Source organism: Burkholderia sp. BCC1638 (assembly GCF_902833195.1).
In the GTDB taxonomy this organism is placed as follows: Bacteria; Pseudomonadota; Gammaproteobacteria; order Burkholderiales; family Burkholderiaceae; genus Burkholderia; species Burkholderia diffusa.
On record NZ_CADFEC010000012.1, the window covers coordinates 145,106 to 165,737 of the forward strand.

A 20,632-nucleotide genomic window follows, 5' to 3' on the forward strand; every position below is an offset into this window, starting at 1 on the left:
CGCGGCCGTGGGAGATTGAAAGCCATTCGAAATATCGGTGCATTCTGAAATTTCTTCCGCATCTCGCGTCCAAAACCGTCAAGTTTTTCCGAAATCGACCGTATTACCGGTAACGAGTGTCCGCCGGCGCCCGGTTCGTGATCGTTTGTCATCATTGTTTGCATCCGGTTACACGTCGGCCGTTCCGTTTTTGAGATGCTTGAAAGATTGTCAAACCGGAGTCGATCGTCCATGAATCAGCGCGAGATTTGCCGCAAGTCGGCGTGGCTGTCCGGCCTGGCCGCGGTGCTCGTCATGGCCGGTTGTGCCAGTACGCCGCCCGTCCCGCCGAGCGACACGCTGGCAGGCTCGCCGTCGGGCCAGCCCGCCGCCACGCCCGCGACGCCGCCGCCCGCACCCATTCTCGTCGCGCAGAAGTACGTGGTGAAACGCGGCGACACGCTGTCGGGCATCGCGTCCGCGAACGACTGCAGCGTCGCCGACCTGCGCACCTGGAACAAGCTCGATGGGCGCGGCAGGCTGCGCATGGGGCAGGTGCTGCGCATCGTCCGCCAGCAGCCGTTGCAGGCATCGGGCGGGAATGGCAGTGCACAGGCCGCCGCGCCGGCCGCCGCGAGCAATGCGGCGGGCGGCGCGCAGGCGAGCGCGTCGACGGCGAGCGACCGGCAGGTCGTGAAGGAAACCAGGCGGCATGCGGGCGGTGTGGCGCTTACGTGGCCCGCGCGCGGCAAGATCGTCGACGCGTTCCGGCCGGGGCAGAACCGCGGCATCCAGATCGCCGGCCGGCCGGGCGACCCGGTTCGCGCGGCGGCCGACGGCCGCGTAATGTACGCGGGCAGCGGCCTGAACGATTACGGCACCCTGATCATCGTCCAGCACAACGCGGATTTCCTCACCGCCTATGCGCACAACCGCAAAGTGCTCGTGAAAACCGGCGACATCGTGCGCCGGGGCGACGAGATCGCCGAGATGGGCGACCTCGACAACTCGCGTGTCGCGCTGCTGTTCGAGGTGCGACGCGACGGCAAGCCCGTCAATCCGATGCCGTACCTGCCTTCGTCGCAAGGCTGACGCGGGCCGCGCTCGCTGCTACGCTAGGGTCTGTTCATGTGCGTCCCGCCGCATGCGGGGCCGACGGACGTCTTCGGGGATGCGCGGCGTATGCCGTCGCGAGCCGGCCGTCGGCGCGAATGCGTGTGCGTCGTCGATGCGCACGTGCGTTGCTCCATGTCACCGTTTCCGACAGAACGCCCTTCATCCATGGAACATTCTCCGACACGCCGCTCGCTGTTGCTCGCCGCCGTCGCCGCGCCGTTCGTCGCCGCGTGCTCGTCGGCACCCGTCGCCGAGCAGGGGCGCGCACATGCCGCCCAGGCCGAACTCACCGCGCTCGAAAAAGCGTCGAACGGCCGGCTCGGCGTCGCCGCACTCGATACGTCGAGCGGCGCGCGCATCGCACATCACGCGCGCGAGCGCTTCCCGCTGTGCGGCACCTATGCGGTCGTCGCCGCCGCCGCGATACTCGCGCGCGGCTCGCTCGACGCGTCGCTGTTGCCGCGCCGCATCCTGTATCGCCGCTATGAAGTCGTGGCCGGCTCGCCGGTGACGGAAAGCCACGTCGACACGGGGATGACGATCGCGCAGCTCTGCACGGCGATGCTGCAGTCGGGCGACAAGGGCGCCGGGAACCTGCTGATGGGCGTGCTCGGCGGCCCGCAGGCCGTCACGTCGTTCGCGCACGAAAGCGGCGACACCGTGTTCCGGCTCGACCGCTGGGAACCCGAACTGAACCAGGCGGCGCCTCGCGACGAGCGTGATACGTCGACACCGGTTGCGATGGTCGACACGCTGCAGCGGTTGCTGCTCGGCGATACGCTGCGCGAACCGCAGCGTGCGCAGCTCACGGAATGGATGACCGGCGGCGCGCGTGGCGCGACCGGGATCGCGGCCGGCGTGCCGCCCGGCTGGCGCATCGCGGACAAAACCGGCACCGGCGGCTACGGCACGACGACCGATGTCGCGGTGCTGTGGCCGCCGTCGCGCGCGCCGATCGTGCTGGCCGTGTCGTTCACGCAGCCGCGTGCCGACGCGGCCGCACGCGCGGACGTCGTCGCGTCGGCGGCGCGCATCGCGACGGGCGCGTTCGCCGCTACGGCCTGAGCGCGCGACGCACCTCGCGTAAAGCCGGCGTTTGGCTTATCGTGTCGATCAACGCGCGCCGGTGTCGGCGCGCGGCCTTGCCGCGCCGTCGTTCGGTGCGGTCGATCCGTCTACCCCCTTCGTCATGCGCCGACTTCCGCCCCTGCATGCGCTGCAGATCTTCTCGACGGTGGCCCGCCACCGCAGCTTCACGCGCGCGGCCGAGCAGCTGTGTCTCACGCAGGGTGCGGTGAGCCGGCAGATCCAGACACTCGAGGCGCACTACGGCTTTCCGCTGTTCAAACGGCACGCGAAGGGCCTCACGCTGACGGCAGAGGGCGAGCAATTGCTGCCGGTGGTCAACGAGAGCTTCGCGCGGATCGAGGACATCTCGATGAAGCTCACGCGGCAGCGCACCGATCTCGCGCTGAAGGTGCCGACCTGCGTGATGCGCTGGATGCTGCCGCGCATCATGCGCTTCCAGGGCGAGCATCCCGAGCTCCACGTGCAGATCACGACCGCGTGGCAGCACGTCGTCGATTTCTCGACCGAGCCGTTCGATGCGGCGGTCGTCTACGGTACGTCGCCGGGCCCCGGTGTATTCGCGCTGCCGCTGTTCGACGAACGCTTGACGCCGGTGTGCGCGCCCGAGCTGCGGCAGGCCGCGCCGCTCGATGCGGTCGGCGATCTCGCGCACCATACGCTGCTGCATCCGACGCGCGACCACCGTGACTGGCGCGCGTGGCTCGATCACGCGGGCGAGCGCGCCGTCGATGCGGAGCGCGGGCCGACCTTCGACACGCTCGATCTCGCGACGAACGCGGCGATGCAGGGTTTCGGCGTCGCGATCGGCGACGTGACGCTCGTCGACGACGACGTCAGCGCGCGCCGGCTCGAACGGCCGTTCGACATCGTGCTCGAGACCGGCGCCCGTTATTTCTTCGTCTACCCGGAGAGCATCGGCAGCCAGCAAAAGATCCGCGCGTTCAGCGACTGGATCGCCTGCCATCGCGACTGACGCGCGACGCCTCCGGCAGCGGGCGTTACTGGTACGTCACGATGGCGATCATCGGCGCATGCGTGTCGCCCGCACGGCCAGGTAAAACGATTGCGCGCGAGGCCTGCGTAAAGGTCGTGGTCTTGATCGTGCGCAGGCTGGCCGCGTCGACGAACGCGACTTGCCCGCTCGCCGGGCGCGGGCAGTCGGGGCGCACGTGCGCGTGCGCGGCGTCGGCGGTGTCGAGCGCGAACGAGCACGGCGGCTCGACGATCATGCCGGTGAAGTGGATAACGCCGGACGCGCCGGCGGCAAAAGATGAGGACGACGCCAGAAGCGAGGCAGCCAGGGCAAACGAGGCGGCAAACAGGCGATGCTTCATGACAGGCTCCAGAGAGGAAGCGCGTCGCAGCGGGGCCGCTCGAATGGCAGTCCGTCAACGCTGCGGTGCTGTATGCGTAAACGGCAATTCCATTGGACCTCTTGAATGAAAAACGGGAAATAACGGCCACGATCAAATGACGCCGTATTCCTCCAATCAATTTATCCCAAATTTGTGCGGCCGCAAGTCGGGGTATTGCCGATGGCGTAAGGGCGCGGCGATCCGGCCAGTGGACCGGGGGTTTGCGAGTGAATCGTTGAGGACTCAACGATTCGACGAAGGTGCGAATTGCGGCGTGCATAAAGAAAACGGCCGCTCGTGTGACGAGCGGCCGTTGCGTATCGACGCGGGCGATGCGGCGGTCAGCCCGCGCGCTTGCGCACCGCGCCGACGATCACGAGCAGCACGATCGCGCCGATGATCGACGCGATCCAGCCGGCACCCTGGCCCGGCGCATACCAGCCGGCGGCGCGGCCGACGTAGCCCGCGACGAGCGAGCCGACGACGCCGAGCACGACGGTCATCAGGATGCCCATCTTGTCGTCGCCGGGCTTGAGCGCGCGGGCGAGGAGGCCGACGATGAGCCCGACCACCAGGGTTTCGATGAATTGCAGCATGAACGCCTCCCTATTGCTGTTGAGCTGTTGACGAAAGGAAATGGACCCGCGCGGCGCGCGAGGGTTCCATTCGACGGCGCGACGATGCACGGGCGCGCCGACGCACGGGGTGCCGAGTATCGCACGCCCGCGCGTCGTGCACATGTCAGGCAACCGGATCGAGGCGTCGGTAGCCTTCGGTCGCGCGCAGCAGCGTGCGCGTGTAGTCGCGTGCGACCTGTCCGGCGCGAACGTCCTCGATCCGCAGCTGTTCGACGATCTCGCCATGCTGCATCACCGCGACGCGCTGGCACAGGAAGCCGATCACCGCGAGGTTGTGGCTCACGAGGATCATCGTCAGGTTGCGTTCGCGATGCAGGCGGCGCAGCAGGTTCAGGATCTCGGCCTGCACCGATACGTCGAGCGCGGAGGTCGGCTCGTCGAGCAGCAGCACGCGCGGCTCGACGATCAGCGCGCGCGCGATCGCGACACGCTGGCGCTGGCCGCCCGACAGCTGGTGCGGATAGCGGAAGCGGAACGCCGGGCCGAGCCCGACTTCGGACAGCGCGCGGGCGATGCGCGCGTCGGCGTCGCCGATCCGGTGGATCGACAGCGGTTCGCGCAGCGTCTGGTCGACCGTGAAGCGCGGATGCAGCGACGCGTACGGATCCTGGAACACCATCTGCACGTGGCGGCGGAATGCGCGGTCGGGCGTGCCGCCGACGGGCCGGCCGTCGATCGACAGGCTGCCGCCCGCGAGCGGCACGAGGCCGGTCAGCGCGCGTAACAGCGTCGACTTGCCGGAGCCCGATTCGCCGACGAGCCCGAAGACTTCGCCGTCGCGTACCGCGAAGCTGGCATCGCGCACGGCGTCGACATGGCCGGTGCGGGTCGGAAAACGGATCGAGGCGTGATCGACGTCGATCATCGTGCGGCCTCCCTGGATTCGGCCGACGACGATGCGGGCGAAGCGGCGTCGAGCCACGCCGGGTCGCGCCGCAGCACCGGCAGTTCGTCGGGCGGGTTTGCGAGCGGCGGATTCGCCGCGAGCAGCCCGCGGGTGTATGGATGCGTCGCGTCGCGCAGGTCGCGCGCGGCGCAGGTTTCGACGACGCGGCCCGCATACATCACCGCGACGCGATCGCAGAACGACATCACGAGCGGCAGGTCGTGGCTGATGAACATCAGGCCCGTGCCGTGCCGCGCGATCATCGCGTCGAGCACCGCGAGCACCTGCATCGACACCGCGACGTCGAGCGCGGACGTCGGCTCGTCGGCGATCAGCAGGCGCGGGCCGGTCGACACCATCATCGCGATCATCACGCGCTGGCCCATGCCGCCCGACAGCTCGTGCGGATACGCATCGGCGACGCGCGCCGGATCGCGAATCTGCACGGCGGCGAGCGCCTCGACGATCCGCTCGCGCAGCGCGCGGCCGCGCAACCCCGGCTCGTGCAGACGGAATGCTTCGCCCATCTGCTTCGCGACGGTCATCACCGGGTTCAGCGAATATTTCGGATCCTGCAGGATCATCCCCATCTGGCTGCCGCACAGGCGCCGGCGTTCGCTCGCCGACATCGCGAGCAGGTCGCGGCCGGCGAAGCGCATCGTGCGGGCCGACCAGCGCGCGGCTTCGGGCAGCAGGCCGAGCAGCGCGCGACCCGTCAGCGATTTGCCGGAGCCGGATTCGCCGACGATGCCGAGCCGTTCGCCGGGCGCGAGCGTCAGCGACAGGTCGCGCACCGCGTCGGACACGACGCCGTCGTGCCCGCGAAACCCGATCTTCAGGCCGTCGATCTCGCAGAGCGGCGCGGGCGCGTTGACGGAATTCGGTTGCATGTCACGCTCCATGACGCGGATCGAAGACGTCGCGCAGCCCGTCGCCGAGCAGGTTGAACGCGAGGCTGACGAGCAGGATCGCCGCGCCGGGCAGCGTCGCGACCCACCACGCGTCGAGCAGCACGTTGCGGCCCGACGCGACCATGAAGCCCCATTCGGGGCTCGGCGGCTGCGCGCCGAGGCCGAGGAAGCCGAGGCCCGCGACGGTCAGGATGATGCCGGCCATGTCGAGCGTCGCACGCACGATCACCGACGACATGCACAGCGGCACGATGTAGCGCAGCAAGATCCGCGGGCCCGATGCGCCTTGCAGGCGCGCCGCGTGGATGTAATCGGCCTGCGCGATGCGGATCGTCTCCGCGCGCGCGAGCCGCGCGTACGCGGGCCATGCGGTGATCGAGATCGCGACGACCGCATTGATCACGCCGGGCCCGAGCGCGGCCGCGAATGCGAGCGCGAGCACGATCTTCGGGAACGCCAGCGCGATGTCGGTGATGCGCATCAGCACGCTGTCGACGAAACCGCCGCAATAGCCGGCCGTCGTGCCGATCAGGAGTCCGATCGGCACGACGATCACGACGACGAGCATCGCGATGCCGAGCGTGAGGCGCGAGCCGTCGATCAGCCGCGAGAGGATGTCGCGGCCGAGCTGGTCGGTGCCGAGCCAGTGCGACGGCGAGCCGGGCGGCAGCAGGCGGTCGGACAGCACCTGGCGCAGCGGATCGTGCGGCATGATCAGCGGGCCGACGAGGGCGACGACGATCAGCGCGACCAGGATCGCGAGCCCGAACAGGTTGAGCGGATTGGCGGCGAAGCGGCGCCAGCGGCGATATGCGAGGCCGAACGCGGCCTGCGAGCGCGACGCGGGCGCATCGGAAAGCAGCCACGCGCGCAGCGTGAGACGCTCGGCATTCATGATCGGACGACCTTCGGCATGGACGGTGAAAGAAGCAGGGTGGAAGCGGTCATGTCGCGGCGGCCCTCAGCGCGCACGCGGATCGAACACGCGGTACAGCGCGTCGGTCAGCAGGTTGACGATGATGAACATCGCGCCGATCACGAGGGTCGCGCCGAGCACCGCGTTCATGTCGGCGTTCAGCAGCGCACCCGTCAGGTACGAGCCGAGCCCCGGCCACGCGAACACGATCTCGGTCAGCACCGAGCCCTCGAGCAGGTTGCTGTACGTGAGCGCGATCACGGTCAGGAGCGGCACCGCGATGTTGCCGAACGCATGCCGCCAGATCACGCGGCGCTCGGACAGGCCCTTCGCGCGCGCGGTGACGATGTATTCCTGGCTCAGCTGGTCGAGCATGAAGGAGCGCGTCATCCGGCTCAGGTACGCGACCGAGTAGTAGCCGAGGATCGCGGCCGGCAGCGCGATGTGCGACACCGCGTTGCGGAACACGTCCCACTCGCCCGCGAGCGCCGAGTCGATCAGCAGGCTGCCCGTGCGCGGGTCGACCATGCCGTCGTACACGGGATCGAGCCGGCCGGGGCCGCCGACCCAGTGCAGCCGCGCATAGAACAGCAGCAGCCCCATCAGCCCGAGCCAGAACACCGGCACCGAATTGCCGATCAGGCCGACGAAGCGCGCGATGTGGTCGATCGGCCGGTTGTGCTTCACCGCGGCCGCGACGCCGAGCGGCACGCCGATCGCGATGCCGATCAACGTCGCGATCGTCGCGAGTTCGAGCGTGGCGGGGAACACGCGCCTGATGTCGTCGAGCACCGGGTTCGACGTCAGCAGCGACATCCCGAGATTGCCGTGCAGCACGTCGCGCGCGTAGATCAGGAATTGCGTGGCGAGCGGCTTGTCGAGGCCGAGCGCGATGCGCTCGGCCGCGTACGCCTCGGCCGACGCGCGATCGCCGAGGATCGCGAGCACGGGATCGATCGGCACCTTGCGGCCGATCACGAACGTCAGCGCGAGCAGCCCCGCGAACGTGACGGCGAGCGTGAGCGCCCAGCGCAGCACGCGCAGCGCCCAGCGTACGGCCGGGCGCCGCGCGGGCAGCGTGCGCAGCGCTTCGAGGGAGGAGGCGGGAGTCGACATGCGGTGAATCTTATTGCTTCTTCAGGTTACGGTACGACACGAGATCGTTGATCGGTCCGACTTCGAGTCCGCTCACGCCGGGCCGCGTCGCGACCTGCGCGACCTTCTGGAACATGATCACGAACGGCGAATGCGCGAGCATGTCCTTCTGCATCGCCTGATACCGTTGCGCGCGTTGCGCGGCGGTCGGCTCGGCGAGCGCGGTGTCGGTCTCCTTCGTCAGTTGCGGAATGTCCCAGCTGTTGCGCCAGGCCAGCATTTTATAGCTCGACTTGTCGGAGTTGTCGGGGTTCCATGCAAAACCCTGCGCGTTGCTGTGCGGGTCGATATAGTCGGCCGACCATTCGCCGATGTAGATGTCGTGCTGGCGCGCGCGGTATTTCGCGAGCGTCTGCTTGTTGTCGCCCGGGATCAGCTGCACCTTGACGCCCGCCTGCGCGAAGTTCGCCTGCACGGCCTGCGCGATCTCCGTGTACGGATAGTCGTTGCGCACGTCCATCGTCACCGCGAAGCCGTTCGGCACGCCGGCCTTCGCGAGCAGCGCCTTCGCCTTCGCGACGTCGAGCTTGTACGGATTCGCATTCAGCGTGCCGAGGAAGCCTTCGGGCAGGAAAGTCTGGTGCACCTTGTAGGTCGTCTTCACGACGTTGGTCTGGATTCCGGAATAGTCGACCAGCCACTTCAGCGCTTCCTGCACGTCGGGTTTCGCGAGCGTCGGGTTCTTCGTGTTCAGGCCGAGATACAGCAGCGTCGCCTGCGGCGATGCCGCGACCTTCGCCTTGCCGGATTTCACGACCGACGCGAGATCGTCCGGGCTCAGGTCGCGCGCCGCGTCGACGTCGCCGTTTTCCAGCAGCAGGCGCTGGCTCGCCGCTTCGGGCACGTGGCGCAGCACGATGCGCTTCATCGCGAGCGGCAGGCGGTAGCCGTCGAAGCGCTGCAGCACGATGCTGTCGCCGGCCGACCACTTGACCAGCTTGTACGCGCCGGAGCCGGCCTCGTTGGTCTTCAGCCACGCATTGCCGAAGTCGTTGCCTTGCTGGTGCGACAGCAGCAGCTTCCTGTCGAGCACCGACGCGGGCCACGAGCCGAGCACGTTCAGCACGAAGGTCGGCGCGTATTTGTGGTCGGTCGTGATCGACACCGTCTGGTCGTCGAGCTTCTTCACGTTCGCGGCGACGTTCGCCTTCGTGAGGCCGATGCCGGTCAGCACGGCGGCCGGCCCCTTGTCGAGCAGCACCGCGCGCTGGATCGACCATGCGACGTCGTCGGCCGTCAGCGGGTTGCCCGAGTGGAACTTGAGGCCCGAGCGCAGCTTGAACGTATAGGTCAACCCGTCGGCGCTCACCGTCCACGACTGCGCGACGTCGCCGTTGAATTTCGATGGATCGCGCAGGTCGACGCGCACGAGCCGGTCGTACGTGTTCGCGACGTATTCCTCCGGCACCAGTTCGTAGATCTCGCCGGGATCGAGCGTCGTGAATTCGTCGAGCAGCGTGGCCATCACGAACATGTCCTTCGGCGTTTCCGCGCGTGCGGCGGAAAGCGGAACGGCGGCGAGCACGGATGCGGCGGCGAGTGCCGCGACGAGCCGGGAGGTCAGGGGTTGCATGTGCGCTTCTCCATGTGTCGTTGAGGTCGTTGAGGTCGTTGAACGGGAACGGTGAAAGAAACGTGCATCGTCGTTACATCAGGCGCCACGGGCCGCTCGCCGCGTTGTCGATCTGCGGCAAGGCATGCGAACCGGGCAGTTCGTAGTGCCACCATTCGCTGTCGATATGCGCGAAGCCGGCCGCCTGCATCACGCCGAGCAACAGCAGCCGGTTGCGTTGCACGGCTTCGGGCAGCCCCGGATGGAAGTGGCCCGACGCTGCCACCATCTCGTCGAAGCCGGTGCCCATGTCGAGCGGCTCGCCGTTCGCGCCGACGAGCGTCAGGTCGAGCGCGGTGCCGCGGCTGTGGTTCGAGCCGCGGCCGAGATCGGCGACGAAGTTCGGATCGGGCAGGAAATCCCACAGCACCTGTTGCGCCTGCGGCGGCCGGTACGCGTCGTAGATGCGCAGCGTGAAGCCGGCTTGTGCTGCGGCGTCGACCGCGCGGCGCAGCGCGGCCTCGGCCGGCTCGAGCAGCAGGCAGTGCGCGCGGCGGTAGATCGCCTTGCCGGTCAGGTTGCGCTCGGTCGCGTAGACGAGATCGATCTCGACGCGATGCGTGGCGGGCGTGATTTCAACGAGGCGGGGAGACGGCATCGGCATTCGGGGCGCTCAGGATTCGAATTGGTCGAAGGTGCGCTGCAGTTCGCGGTTGCGCGCGACGCGCCGGTCGATCGCGGGACCGAGGCGGTCGACCACGGCGGTGATCAGCAGGTTGAACAGGCACGTGAGCGGCGCGAGCGAATCCCAGAACTGGCCGACGTCGGTCTTCACCTGCAGCAGGTCGGCCGGCCATTCGCGTGCCCACGGGCAATAGAGATCGGTGACCAGCGCGAACGGCTGGCCGCGTTCGGCGGCCGCCTGGCAATAGCGGCGCGCGCTGCGCGAATAGGCGCGCGTATCGGTGACGATGCAGTACGGCCGCTCGAATTCGGAATTCAGCGAATCGACGTACGAGCCCGACTGGCCGTCGGAATAGAACACGCGCGGGCGCAGGTATTCCAGATAACTGCTGAACGCGTTGCTGATGCCGCGGGTTGACTGGATGCCGAGGATGAATACGGCGTCGGCATGCGCGATCCGGTCCGCGACCTGCGCGAACACGGGTTCTTCCGCGAGCCGGTAGACGTGGCGGATCGCATCGAGTTCGCGATCGAGCGACGATGCAAGCGTGCCGTCGCCATGGTCGCTGTCGCCGGCGTTCGCGTGCGCGCCGGCGGTGCGGCGGTATTCGTCGAGGCGGTCGGTGATCATCCACGGGCGGTCGCTGCCGCCGCGCAGTTCGCGTTTCAGGTCGTCGAGGTTGCGGTAGCCGATGCTGCGCAGGAAACGACCGACGGAGATGCCGCTGGTGCCGGTCTGCTGCGCGATCTGGTCGGCCGTTTCGAGCCCGAGACGGTCGAGGTTCGCGAGCATGTAGCTCGCGATGCGCTTCGCGGTCGGCGTCAGGTCGGCAAAGCGGGATTCGACGGTATGGGCGAACGCGCAGGTCATCGGGCTGTTAGATATTTGTCATCGGATGATTCGATGTCATCCATCTAACAAAGCCAAAATCATTCGCGCCAGCGGATAAAAACTATGGTTTGGCGGAGGGTGATAGGGGCAGGTGTGCGCGCCCGACGACAGGATCGCGATGGGCGGCAGAGAAATTTATCCCTGTCACGCATGTTTCGCATTCGTGCATGACAGGGATAATTTGCGGGGTGTTTCGCCGCGCAGCCGGCCTTATTTTGCCAACGTCCGGTACGACACGAGGTCGTTGATCGGTCCGATCTCCGGCCCGGTCGTGCCGGGGCGCGTCGCGACCTGCACGACCTTCTCGAACATGATGATGAACGGCGAGTTCGCGAGCACGGCCTTCTGCAGAGCCTCGTAACGATGTGCGCGCTTCGCGGGCGACGGCTCGACGAGCGCGGCCTCGGTGTCCTTCGTCAATTGCGGGATGTCCCAGCTGTTGCGCCATGCGAGCATCTTCGTCTTCGACTGGTCGGAATTGTCAGGATTCCAGGCGAAGCCGCGCGCGTTGCTGTTCGGGTCCATGTAGTCGGGCGACCATTCGCCGATGAAGATGTCGTGCTGGCGCGCCCGGTACTTGCCGATCGCCTGCTTCGCATCGCCCGGGATCAGCTTCACGCGGATGCCGCCCTGCGCGAAGTTCGCCTGCAGTGCCTGTGCGATCTCGAGGTACGGATAATCGTTCGGCATGTCCATCGTCACGTCGAATCCGTTCGGCAAGCCGGCTTTCGCGAGCAGCGCCTTCGCCTTCGCGACGTTGAGCTTGTACGGATTCGAATTCAGCGTGCCGAGGAAGCCTTCGGGCAGGAAGGTCTCGTGCACTTTGTACGTCGTGCTGACGATATTGCGCTGGATGCCGTCGTAGTCGACCAGCCACTTCATCGCCTGTTGCACGTCGGGTTTCGCGAGATTCGGGTTCCTCGTATTCAGGCTCAGGTACAGCAGCGCGGACACCGGCCACGACGCGACCTTGATCTTGCCGGCCTTGGTCAGCGAGGCGAGGCTGTCGGGGCTCAGGTTGCGCGCGGCGTCGACGTCGCCGTTTTCCAGCAGCAACCGCTGCGCGGAGGCCTCGGGCACGTGGCGCAGCACGACGCGCTTCATCGGGTACGGCGCCCGGTACTTGTCGAAACGCTGCAGCACGATGCTTTCGTTCGGCGTCCACTTGACGAGCTGGTACGGGCCCGAGCCCGCGTCGTTGGTCTTCAGCCAGGCGCTGCCGAAATCGCTGCCTTGCTGATGTGACATCAGCAGCTTCTTGTCGAGCACCGACGCCGGACACGCGCTCAGCACGTTGAGCACGAAGCTCGGCGCGTACTTGCGGTCGGTTTCGAGCACGAAGGTCTGCGGGTCGACCGCGCGCACCTTCTGCATCACGTTCGCCTTCGTGAGGCCGAGATCGGCGAGCACGCCGGCCGGGCCCTTGTCGAGCAGGACGGTGCGCTGCAGTGACCACGCGACGTCGTCGGCGGTGACCGGGTTGCCGGAGTGGAACGTGAGGCCGGGGCGCAGCTTGAACGTGTAGGTGACGCCGTCGGCGCCGACCGACCAGGATTGCGCGATCTGCCCGTCGAAGCGCGTCGGGTCCTTCAGGTCGACCCGCACGAGCCGTTCGTAGGTGTTCGCGACGTACTCGGACGGCACGAGCTCGTAGATTTCGCTCGGGTCGAGAGTCGTGAATTCGCCGAGCTGGGTGGCGACGACGAAGATGCCGGGCGGCGTCGCGGCCTGCGCCGGCAGCGCCGGAACAAGCGCGACGAGCGCGGCGCTGACGAACAGCCGGGACAGCAGATGCTTCATGCGGGCTCCGTGGAAAGGGAATCGTGGTGCGATTCTCTCATCGACGGCGGCCCGGATGAAAAAATTCGACGGGCGCGCATGACGGCGCCCGGATGACGCGGCTTGCGGGCCGGGCGGGGTGCCCGGCACCGGCGGCGGTCAGATCACGCAGCGCGCGATCGCGAAGCGCATCGCTTCCTCGGCCGGCTCGCTGCCCGAGCCGCGCACGACCTTGACGACCGACCCGTTACCCGATGGCGTGAGCGTGACGAAGTACGAGCGCGACCCGACGGTGATGTCGGTCACGCCGTTGTGCTGCGATTGCTCGGTGCCGGACAGGCGGCTGTCGAGGCAGTTGGCGATCGCGTGGGCCGGGCGCGCCGACGACACGTAGATCATCGGCGCCGAGCCGGACGCGGCAGAATCGGACGAGGGCGTCGAGCCGCAGGCGGCGAGCAGGGCGGCGGGAAGGAGCAGCAGGAATCGTTTCATGATCGGGATCGTCGTGTGTCTCGTGTCGAGGCTGGGGCGCGGGGTACGCGAAACGCGGAGCTTCGCGACGAAACCGCCGGAATCGTGCCGTTCTTGACGGTCGATGCGGGTGGCGGCTGACGTCGGAGTATACCCGCGGCACTTGACGCGAACGGCCTGCTGAAACGATTCGATACAACAACAAGCGCCCGCTGTCGCACGGCGGCAGCGGGCGTTTCAAGCGATGGCGAATCGACGCTTGCCGGCGTTACTGGCCGATCTTGTGGCTGACCGCGTTTTCCTGCTGGTTCAGCACGTGCTTTTCGCTCTGCGTAATGTGGCCGTGATCCTGCGCGGCCATGTCCCGCTCTTCCTGGCGGATCTTGCGGTCGTCACGGTGCAGGCGCGCGGCCTGGGCGTGCGACATCTCGCCTTCCTTCACTTCCTGATGGATCCGGCGATTCTGGTTGGCGAGACGCTGGTTGACCTCTTCGCGGCGCGGATGCGCTTGCTGCCACGGCGTTTCGGCGAACGCGGTGCCGGTCAGTACCGACATCAGGGTGGCGGCGATCGCGAGATGGCGGGTAAGGGCTCGCATGACGTTTTCTCCTGTCGTTGCGCGTCACGAAACGTGCGCGCTTGTCGAAAAAAACGCTGTGCGGGCCCCGGCTGTTGACGTTTCCGGCTGTATCGATTGCAAGTCTTTATTACTGCGTCGATGCGATGCGCTCGCAGCCGCTCGCCATCGACACGAGATCGTCGAGGCGCGCGTCGAGCATCCGCAGCCAGTGCTCGCGCGGCCGAACGATCATCGCGGCGCTCCGTCAGGCAGCGGCAGACGCCGGCGCGGCCGCGCGATGCAGCAGCACGGGCACCGACTTCGACGTCGGCGTGTTGCACACGTCGCCGACGCTGTCGAGCGGCACCAGCGGGTTCGTTTCCGGGTAGTACGCGCCGATACAGCCGCGCGGGATGTCGTATTCGACGAGCAGGAAACCGTCCGCGCGCCGCTCGATGCCGTCGTGCCACACGGTTTCCATGTCGACCCATTCGCCGGCCTTCAGGCCGAGCATCGCGAGGTCGTCGCGGTTGACGAACACCACGCGACGCTGGCCGAATACGCCGCGATAGCGGTCGTCCAGCCCGTAGACGGTCGTGTTGTACTGGTCGTGCGAACGCGTCGTCATCAGCGTCATCAGGCGCTCGCCGTGCAGCGCGCGGGCGCGCTGGATCGGCGTGTCGGTCGGCAGCGCGTGCGCGATGAAGTTCGCCTTGCCCGTCGGCGTCAGCCATTCGCGGTCGCGCGACGCGACGCGCAGGTGGAAACCGCCCGGCCGCGCGATGCGCGTGTTGTAGTCGTAGAAGCCGTCGACGGTCGCCTCGATCGCGTCGCGGATCTTCGCGTAGTCGTCCTTGTACGCGAGCCAGTCGATCTCGCCGCTGCCGAACAGCGCATGGCCGATGTGCGCGACGATCGCGGGCTCCGACATCAGGTTCGGCGACGCCGGTTTGTTCATCCCGTACGACACGTGGACCATGCTCATCGAATCCTCGACCGTCACGCCCTGCGCGACGTTGTCCTGCAGGTCGATCTCGGTGCGGCCGAGCGTCGGCAGGATCAGCGCATCGCGGCCGTGGATCAGGTGGCTGCGGTTCAGCTTCGTCGTGATGTGCACGGAGAGATCGCAGCGGCGCATGCCTTCCCACGTGCGCGGCGTGTCGGGCGTCGCCATCGCGAAGTTGCCGCCGAGACCGATCAGCACTTTCACGTGGCCTTCGAGCATGCCTTCGATGGTTTCGACGACGTCGTAGCCGTGCTCGCGCGGCGGCTCGAAGTCGAACACGTGGCCGAGCCGGTCGAGGAACGCCTGCGACGGTTTTTCCTCGATACCGACCGTGCGGTTGCCCTGCACGTTCGAGTGGCCGCGCACCGGGCACAGGCCCGCACCGGGACGGCCGATGTTGCCGCGCATCAGCATCAGGTTCGTCAGCATCTGCACGGTCGCGACCGAATGCTTGTGCTGGGTGATGCCCATCCCCCAGGTCGCGATCACGCGCTCGCTGCGTGCATAGCGTTGCGCGAGGCCGTCGATCTGCTCATACGACACGCCGCTTTCGGCCGTCAGCGCGGACCAGCTTTCGTTGCGCAGATCGTCGGCGAACGCATCGAAGCCGGCCGTGTGCTCGCCGATGAACGCCGTGTCGAGCACGCGTGGCGCACCGGCGGCGTGCGCGGCGTCGTCGAGTTCGAGCACGCGCTTCGCCATTCCCTTGATCAGCGCGAAATCGCCGCCGATCGTCGGCTGGATGAAGGTCGACGCGATGTTGGTGCCCGACATCGTCAGCATCTCGAGCGGGCTTTGCGGATCGGCGAAGCGCTCGAGCCCGCGTTCCTTCAGCGGGTTGATCGACACGATCGTCGCGCCGCGCTTCGCGCATTCGCGCAGTTCGCCCATCATCCGCGGATGGTTGGTCGCCGGATTCTGGCCGAAGATCAGCAGCATGTCCGCGTGCTCGAAATCGTCGAGCGTGACGGTGCCCTTGCCGACGCCGACCGACGCCGGCAGCCCGCGGCTCGTCGCCTCGTGGCACATGTTCGAGCAGTCGGGGAAGTTGTTGGTGCCGTAGCGCCGCACCAGCAGCTGATACAGGAACGCCGCCTCGTTGCTCGCACGGCCGGACGTGTAGAACGCCGCCTGATTCGGGTCCGGCAGCGCGCGCAGGTGGCGTGCGATCAGCTCGAACGCGTCGTCCCACGCGATCGGCACGTAGCGGTCGGTCCGCGCGTCGTACACCATCGGGTCGGTCAGGCGGCCGTGCTGTTCGAGTTCGAAATCCGTCTGTTCGAGCAGCTCGGCGACGGTGTGCGCGGCGAAGAATTCGGGCGTCACGCGCTTGCTCGTCGCCTCGGCGGCCACGGCCTTCACGCCGTTCTCGCAGAATTCGAACGTCGACGCATGCTGGCGGTCGGGCCACGCGCAGCCCGGGCAGTCGAAGCCGTCCGGCTGGTTCTGGCGCAGCAGCGTGCGGTAGTTGCCGCCGCTGACCTTTTCCTTGATCAGGTTGATCGTGACGGCTTTCAGCGCGCCCCAGCCGGCGGCCGGGTGGGTGTACGGTTCGATGCGCGCGGCGGCGGATTTCTTTTTCATGATGCGTGTGTCGGGGTCGATGCACGGAGAGTACGCGCGGTGCGGCGGCCGCTGTGTGTACACCTTTCGTCTTCAAAAAAGAGTACAGTTTCGGCCGGTCAGGTGGTGGCGGCCGCAACTGTGTTGTTGAAGGGATGTTGAAAGGGAGGCGCGTGAAGCGTTACGAACAACTGGCCGACGATCTGCAGGCGCAGATCGAGCGCGGCGTGTACCGGCCCGGCGAGCGGATTCCGTCGGTGCGCCAGGCGAGCCGGCAGCAGCAGCTCAGCGTCACGACCGTGCTGCGCGCGTATCTCGTGCTCGAGAGCCGTGGGCTGATCGAGAGCCGGCCGCAGTCGGGCTACTTCGTGCGGGCGCGGGCCACGGCGCCGGCGCAGGCCGAGCTGCACGTGTCGGCGCCGACCGCCGAACCGTCGGCGGTGGACGTGAGCCGGCTCGTGCTGTCGACGCTGCGCTCGATCGCGCGCGACGACGCGGTGCCGCTCGGTTCGCCGTATCCCGATGCGTCGCAGTTCCCGGTGCAGCGTCTCGCGCGCTACGCCCAGGCGATCGGCCGGCGCCGCACGCGCTGGGGCGTGATCGACGACCTGCCGCCCGGCAACCAGGAGCTGATCCGCCAGATCGCGCGGCGCTACGCGGAGCGCGGGATCCCGGTCGAGCCGGGCGAGATCGTGGTGACGATCGGCGCGACGGAGGCGATCAACCTGTGCCTGCAGGCCGTTGCAAAGCCCGGCGACACGATCGCGGTGGAGTCGCCGACGTTCTACGCGATGCTGCATGCGATCGAGCGGATGGGCATGCGCGCGCTCGAGGTGGCGACCCATCCGGGCGACGGCATCGATCTCGACGCGCTCGAACGGATTCTCGCGCGCGAGCGCATCGCCGCATGCATGGTGATGCCGAATTTCCACAATCCGCTCGGCTTCCAGATGCCCGATGCGCGCAAGCGCGCGCTCGTCGAGCTGCTCGCGAAGCATGACGTGCCCGCGATCGAGAGCGACGTCTATCACGAGCTGCATTACGGCGACACGACGCCGAGCGCGCTGAAGTCGTACGACCGCGACGGCCTCGTGCTGCATTGCGCGTCGTTCACCAAGAGCCTGTCGCCGCGCTACCGGATCGGCTGGGCGATGCCGGGCCGCTACCGCGACCAGGTCGAGAAGCTGAAATTCCTGAACACGCTCGCGACGCCCGCGATCGAGCAGCTCGCGATCGCCGAATACCTGAAGCACGACGGCTACGATTTCCACCTGCGGCGGATGCGCAAGCAGTATGCGCAGCAGGCGAGCCTGATGAGCGCGATGGTGCGGCGCTTCTTCCCGGAAGGTACGCGATTGTCGCAGCCGCAGGGCGGGTACGTGCTGTGGGTCGAGCTGCCGCCGCAGGTCGACGCGATGAAGCTGTATGGGCGCGCGCTCGCGCAGGGGATCACGATCGGGCCCGGCCACATGTTCTCGGCCACCGCCGATTACCGGCACTTCATCCGGCTCAACTACAGCTATCCGTGGTCGCGGCAGATCGAGGACGCGTTGAAGGTGGTGGGGCGGCTCGCGGCCGAGTGCGCGGGGCGGTGAGCGGCCCGATGCGGTGGCGAGCGCACCGGCCCGTTGCGGGCCGTCGCGCCGAGCATTACCGCGCGTGCGGCGCCGACAGTTCGGCTTGCGCCGCGCCGGCCATCCGGCGCATGTCGAAGCCCGACGGATGCTGGTACACGCGCAGCCCGAACTCGGGCAGCACCGCGATCAGGTGATCGAACAGATCGGACTGGATCGCCTCGTAGTCGACCCAGGTCGTCGTGTCGGTGAAGCAATACAGTTCGAGCGGAATGCCCTCGGCCGTCAGCGGCAGCTGGCGCGCCATGCATGTCATGTCGCGGCGGATTCGCGGATGGCCTTTCAGATAGTTCGCAACGTACGCGCGGAACGTGCCGAGATTCGTCAGTTGGCGGCGGTTCGCCTGGCATTCGCCGGCCGCGCCGAGCGTGCCGTTCCATTGCGCGATCGCATCGACCTTGTCTTCCAGGTAGTCCTTCAGGAGCGTCAGGCGTTCGAGCCGTTCGATCTCGTCGTTGCCGAGAAAGCGCACGCTCGTCGCGTCGACGAACAGCGCGCGCTTGATGCGGCGCCCGCCGGCCTCGGTCATCCCGCGCCAGTTCTGGTAGCTCTCGGTGATCAGCTTCCAGGTCGGCACCGTGATGATCGTGTGATCGAAGTTCGCGACCTTGACCGTGTTCAGCGTGATGTCGATGACGGTGCCGTCCGCGCCGGCCGATGGCATCGTGATCCAGTCGCCGATCCGCAGCATGTCGTTCGACGACAGTTGCACGCCGGCGACGAGGCCGAGCAGCGTGTCCTTGAAGATCAGCATCAGCACCGCCGACATCGCGCCGATGCCCGACAGCAGCAGGCCGATCTGCTTGCCGGTCGCGTCGCCGATCACGACGAGCGCGGCCGTGATGAACATCACGAGCTTGACGAGCTGCATCGCGCCTTTCAGCGACAAGCGCGGCTGGTCGCGCCGGCTCGTGCGATGCGTGTGCTCGAGCGCGGACAGCGTCGCGCTGATCGTCATCGACACCAGGAACACGATCAGCGCGAACAGCACCTTGTCGGCGGCTTGCGCGGCCACGGCGGGGATGCCCGGCACCGCGCCGAGGCCGAGCTTGATCACGACGAACGGCACGATGCGGTTCAGCCACTTGAATGCGCCGAACTCGAACAGCGCGTCGTCGATGCGGGTGGCCGACAGCCGCGCAAGACGCGCGACCACGCGGAACAGGAGGAAATGGGCGGTGGCCGTGATCGCGCCGGCGGCAGCGAGCAGGATGAGGATGCCGACGAGCGGCGCAAACCAGGATTCGTTCAGGGTCATAAGGTCAGGCAGGGTCCTTCTCGTGTGTTGAATCTGCGCCGCGATGCGGCGTGCGCCCGATGAAGGGCACATGTAAGGGACCGTGATTGTGCCATCGGGTTCCGGCCTGATGTCGCGAACGCATGACGTAGGGCTCCGGAACATTTTCAGCGTTACGTCGCACTGCGTTGTTTTCATGCGGCGCAACACATTGCGCGTTCGCCATGCAGTGCCCGCGCGAGGCTCATGTCGCGTGGCGGCGAGCGGGGAAGAAGGCTAGGCAGCCGCGCGCACGCGCGCGAAGCCGTTGCGCAGGTGACGGGCCAGTTCCGCCGCAGCCGGCGTGTGCTGGCCGCGCGGCAGATGGAGGTTGATTGCGAAGTTCGGCAGCGCGGGCAGGCCGCAGTCGGCGGGCAGGATGTCGAGATCGGCCGGCACGGTGGACGCGAGCCAGACGGTCACCGCGAGATCGGAGCGCACGGTCGCGGCCGTCGCGTCGATGCTGCCGTTCTCGAACACCGTGCGCCACGCGCGGTCGCAGGCACGCAATGCGTCGAGAACGGTCGGGCGGAACGCGCAGGTCCGGTCGACCATCGACACGGGCAGCGGCGTCCGCAAGTGGGCGCTGCCGCCTTTCGCGCCGACCCAGACCAGACGGTCGACGGCGACGCATTCGCCGCGCGACGGGCCGACCGGCGCCTCGATCAACGCGACATCGATCTCGCCCTGCCTGAGCGACTTGCGCAGTTCGGGCGACGCCGCGCACACGAGCGACAGCGTGACTTGCGGATGCGCGTGCGCATAGCCTTTCAGGATCGGCGCGAGACAGCTGCCGACGAGATCCTGCGGCGCGCCGATCCGCACGGCGCCTTCCATCGCTCCGGCCGTCATGTCGGTCAGCAGCGCGTCGTGCGCGGCGAGCAGCCGGCGCGCCTGCGCGAGCAGACGTTCGCCGTCCGCCGTGAGCAGCAGGTTGCGATGCTCGCGCACGAACAGCGGGCCGGACAGCGTTTCGAGCCGCGCGACCTGCTGGCTGATCGCGCCTTGCGTCAGATGCAGCGCGCGGCTCGCCGCTGTCATGCTGCCGTGATCGGCGACCGTGACGAAGGCGCGAAGCAGGGCGATGTCGAGGTTACGTACCATGGATCGCATTATGGATGCTAATGACAGGCATAAAAAGCTTTCGCTGTGGTAATGCGTGGATCGCGGG

General features: G+C 67.5%; 19 protein-coding genes. 4 read left to right on the forward strand and 15 right to left on the reverse strand.

Annotated features, from left to right (window positions below; genetic code table 11):
- The first annotated feature begins 231 nt into the window (after positions 1-231).
- The 3 genes from HWX22_RS16710 to HWX22_RS16720 all read left to right on the forward strand — a co-directional run bounded on the left by HWX22_RS16710 (position 232) and on the right by HWX22_RS16720 (position 3,157).
- Entirely contained in the window at positions 232-1,071 is an 840-nt protein-coding gene (locus HWX22_RS16710) for a peptidoglycan DD-metalloendopeptidase family protein (RefSeq protein WP_175916046.1), read from the forward strand.
- Between the two features lie 189 nt (positions 1,072-1,260).
- The gene (gene bla, locus HWX22_RS16715) at positions 1,261-2,160 is read left to right on the forward strand and encodes a class A beta-lactamase (RefSeq protein WP_059819286.1); all 900 of its coding nucleotides are present in this window, start codon (positions 1,261-1,263) and stop codon (positions 2,158-2,160) included.
- Between the two features lie 124 nt (positions 2,161-2,284).
- Positions 2,285-3,157, forward strand: a complete 873-nt coding sequence (locus HWX22_RS16720) for a LysR substrate-binding domain-containing protein (RefSeq protein ID WP_175909545.1) — start codon at positions 2,285-2,287, stop codon at positions 3,155-3,157.
- Positions 3,158-3,182: 25 nt separating this feature from the next.
- On the opposite strand, the gene HWX22_RS16725 is transcribed toward HWX22_RS16720, so the two are convergent.
- The 13 genes from HWX22_RS16725 to HWX22_RS16785 all read right to left on the reverse strand — a co-directional run bounded on the left by HWX22_RS16725 (position 3,183) and on the right by HWX22_RS16785 (position 16,572).
- On the reverse strand, positions 3,183-3,518 hold the full coding sequence (locus HWX22_RS16725; RefSeq protein ID WP_059691316.1) for a hypothetical protein: 336 nt from the start codon (positions 3,516-3,518) through the stop codon (positions 3,183-3,185).
- Positions 3,519-3,880: 362 nt separating this feature from the next.
- Complete coding sequence (locus tag HWX22_RS16730) at positions 3,881-4,135, reverse strand: GlsB/YeaQ/YmgE family stress response membrane protein (protein ID WP_057924918.1); 255 nt, start codon at positions 4,133-4,135, stop codon at positions 3,881-3,883.
- Positions 4,136-4,280: 145 nt separating this feature from the next.
- Positions 4,281-5,042 (reverse strand): ABC transporter ATP-binding protein, encoded by a 762-nt coding sequence (locus tag HWX22_RS16735; RefSeq protein ID WP_175909501.1) that lies wholly within the window; start codon positions 5,040-5,042, stop codon positions 4,281-4,283.
- A complete protein-coding gene (locus HWX22_RS16740; protein ID WP_059691314.1) occupies positions 5,039-5,953 on the reverse strand; it encodes an ABC transporter ATP-binding protein in 915 nt (304 codons plus the stop codon). Before HWX22_RS16740 ends, HWX22_RS16735 begins: the two co-directional genes overlap by 4 nt.
- 1 nt (position 5,954) lies before the next feature.
- The gene (nikC, locus tag HWX22_RS16745) at positions 5,955-6,869 is read right to left on the reverse strand and encodes a nickel transporter permease (RefSeq protein ID WP_175909503.1); all 915 of its coding nucleotides are present in this window, start codon (positions 6,867-6,869) and stop codon (positions 5,955-5,957) included.
- A gap of 66 nt (positions 6,870-6,935) precedes the next feature.
- Positions 6,936-8,006 carry an ABC transporter permease gene (locus HWX22_RS16750; RefSeq protein WP_059819283.1) on the reverse strand — a complete coding sequence of 357 codons (1,071 nt, stop codon included), beginning with the start codon at positions 8,004-8,006 and terminating at the stop codon, positions 6,936-6,938.
- Between the two features lie 10 nt (positions 8,007-8,016).
- A complete protein-coding gene (locus HWX22_RS16755) occupies positions 8,017-9,618 on the reverse strand; it encodes an ABC transporter substrate-binding protein (RefSeq protein WP_175916047.1) in 1,602 nt (533 codons plus the stop codon).
- Between the two features lie 73 nt (positions 9,619-9,691).
- Complete coding sequence (gene ddpX / locus HWX22_RS16760; protein ID WP_175916048.1) at positions 9,692-10,255, reverse strand: D-alanyl-D-alanine dipeptidase; 564 nt, start codon at positions 10,253-10,255, stop codon at positions 9,692-9,694.
- A 15-nt stretch (positions 10,256-10,270) separates the two neighbouring features.
- Positions 10,271-11,152, reverse strand: a complete 882-nt coding sequence (locus HWX22_RS16765; RefSeq protein WP_059691311.1) for a MurR/RpiR family transcriptional regulator — start codon at positions 11,150-11,152, stop codon at positions 10,271-10,273.
- A 231-nt stretch (positions 11,153-11,383) separates the two neighbouring features.
- The gene (locus HWX22_RS16770) at positions 11,384-12,973 is read right to left on the reverse strand and encodes an ABC transporter substrate-binding protein (RefSeq protein ID WP_175916049.1); all 1,590 of its coding nucleotides are present in this window, start codon (positions 12,971-12,973) and stop codon (positions 11,384-11,386) included.
- A 138-nt stretch (positions 12,974-13,111) separates the two neighbouring features.
- Positions 13,112-13,444, reverse strand: a complete 333-nt coding sequence (locus HWX22_RS16775; RefSeq protein ID WP_059819278.1) for a hypothetical protein — start codon at positions 13,442-13,444, stop codon at positions 13,112-13,114.
- Positions 13,445-13,691: 247 nt separating this feature from the next.
- The gene (locus HWX22_RS16780; protein WP_175909509.1) at positions 13,692-14,021 is read right to left on the reverse strand and encodes a hypothetical protein; all 330 of its coding nucleotides are present in this window, start codon (positions 14,019-14,021) and stop codon (positions 13,692-13,694) included.
- Between the two features lie 226 nt (positions 14,022-14,247).
- A complete protein-coding gene (locus HWX22_RS16785; RefSeq protein ID WP_175916050.1) occupies positions 14,248-16,572 on the reverse strand; it encodes an FdhF/YdeP family oxidoreductase in 2,325 nt (774 codons plus the stop codon).
- 152 nt (positions 16,573-16,724) lie between these two features.
- Here HWX22_RS16785 and HWX22_RS16790 point away from each other — a divergent pair, with 152 nt between their 5' ends.
- The gene (locus HWX22_RS16790) at positions 16,725-18,146 is read left to right on the forward strand and encodes a PLP-dependent aminotransferase family protein (RefSeq protein ID WP_059819276.1); all 1,422 of its coding nucleotides are present in this window, start codon (positions 16,725-16,727) and stop codon (positions 18,144-18,146) included.
- A 55-nt stretch (positions 18,147-18,201) separates the two neighbouring features.
- Here the strand turns inward: HWX22_RS16790 and HWX22_RS16795 are convergent, their stop codons facing one another.
- Together HWX22_RS16795 and HWX22_RS16800 are read right to left on the reverse strand one after the other, a co-directional pair.
- Positions 18,202-19,443, reverse strand: coding sequence for a mechanosensitive ion channel family protein (locus HWX22_RS16795; RefSeq protein ID WP_175916051.1), 1,242 nt, complete (start codon positions 19,441-19,443; stop codon positions 18,202-18,204).
- A gap of 255 nt (positions 19,444-19,698) precedes the next feature.
- The gene (locus HWX22_RS16800; protein ID WP_175909512.1) at positions 19,699-20,574 is read right to left on the reverse strand and encodes a LysR substrate-binding domain-containing protein; all 876 of its coding nucleotides are present in this window, start codon (positions 20,572-20,574) and stop codon (positions 19,699-19,701) included.
- Positions 20,575-20,632: the final 58 nt, after the last annotated feature.

Coding starts and splice junctions, on each gene's coding strand:
- HWX22_RS16730 (WP_057924918.1), bottom strand. CDS start 4,135: ATGCTGCAATTCATCGAAACCCTGGTGGTCGGGCTCATCGTCGGCCTC.
- HWX22_RS16740 (WP_059691314.1), bottom strand. CDS start 5,953: ATGCAACCGAATTCCGTCAACGCGCCCGCGCCGCTCTGCGAGATCGAC.
- bla (WP_059819286.1), top strand. CDS start 1,261: ATGGAACATTCTCCGACACGCCGCTCGCTGTTGCTCGCCGCCGTCGCC.
- HWX22_RS16785 (WP_175916050.1), bottom strand. CDS start 16,572: ATGAAAAAGAAATCCGCCGCCGCGCGCATCGAACCGTACACCCACCCG.
- HWX22_RS16770 (WP_175916049.1), bottom strand. CDS start 12,973: ATGAAGCATCTGCTGTCCCGGCTGTTCGTCAGCGCCGCGCTCGTCGCG.
- HWX22_RS16795 (WP_175916051.1), bottom strand. CDS start 19,443: ATGACCCTGAACGAATCCTGGTTTGCGCCGCTCGTCGGCATCCTCATC.
- nikC (WP_175909503.1), bottom strand. CDS start 6,869: ATGAATGCCGAGCGTCTCACGCTGCGCGCGTGGCTGCTTTCCGATGCG.
- HWX22_RS16720 (WP_175909545.1), top strand. CDS start 2,285: ATGCGCCGACTTCCGCCCCTGCATGCGCTGCAGATCTTCTCGACGGTG.
- HWX22_RS16800 (WP_175909512.1), bottom strand. CDS start 20,574: ATGCGATCCATGGTACGTAACCTCGACATCGCCCTGCTTCGCGCCTTC.
- HWX22_RS16735 (WP_175909501.1), bottom strand. CDS start 5,042: ATGATCGACGTCGATCACGCCTCGATCCGTTTTCCGACCCGCACCGGC.
- HWX22_RS16765 (WP_059691311.1), bottom strand. CDS start 11,152: ATGACCTGCGCGTTCGCCCATACCGTCGAATCCCGCTTTGCCGACCTG.
- HWX22_RS16780 (WP_175909509.1), bottom strand. CDS start 14,021: ATGCGAGCCCTTACCCGCCATCTCGCGATCGCCGCCACCCTGATGTCG.
- HWX22_RS16775 (WP_059819278.1), bottom strand. CDS start 13,444: ATGAAACGATTCCTGCTGCTCCTTCCCGCCGCCCTGCTCGCCGCCTGC.
- HWX22_RS16750 (WP_059819283.1), bottom strand. CDS start 8,006: ATGTCGACTCCCGCCTCCTCCCTCGAAGCGCTGCGCACGCTGCCCGCG.
- HWX22_RS16755 (WP_175916047.1), bottom strand. CDS start 9,618: ATGCAACCCCTGACCTCCCGGCTCGTCGCGGCACTCGCCGCCGCATCC.
- HWX22_RS16725 (WP_059691316.1), bottom strand. CDS start 3,518: ATGAAGCATCGCCTGTTTGCCGCCTCGTTTGCCCTGGCTGCCTCGCTT.
- HWX22_RS16710 (WP_175916046.1), top strand. CDS start 232: ATGAATCAGCGCGAGATTTGCCGCAAGTCGGCGTGGCTGTCCGGCCTG.
- ddpX (WP_175916048.1), bottom strand. CDS start 10,255: ATGCCGTCTCCCCGCCTCGTTGAAATCACGCCCGCCACGCATCGCGTC.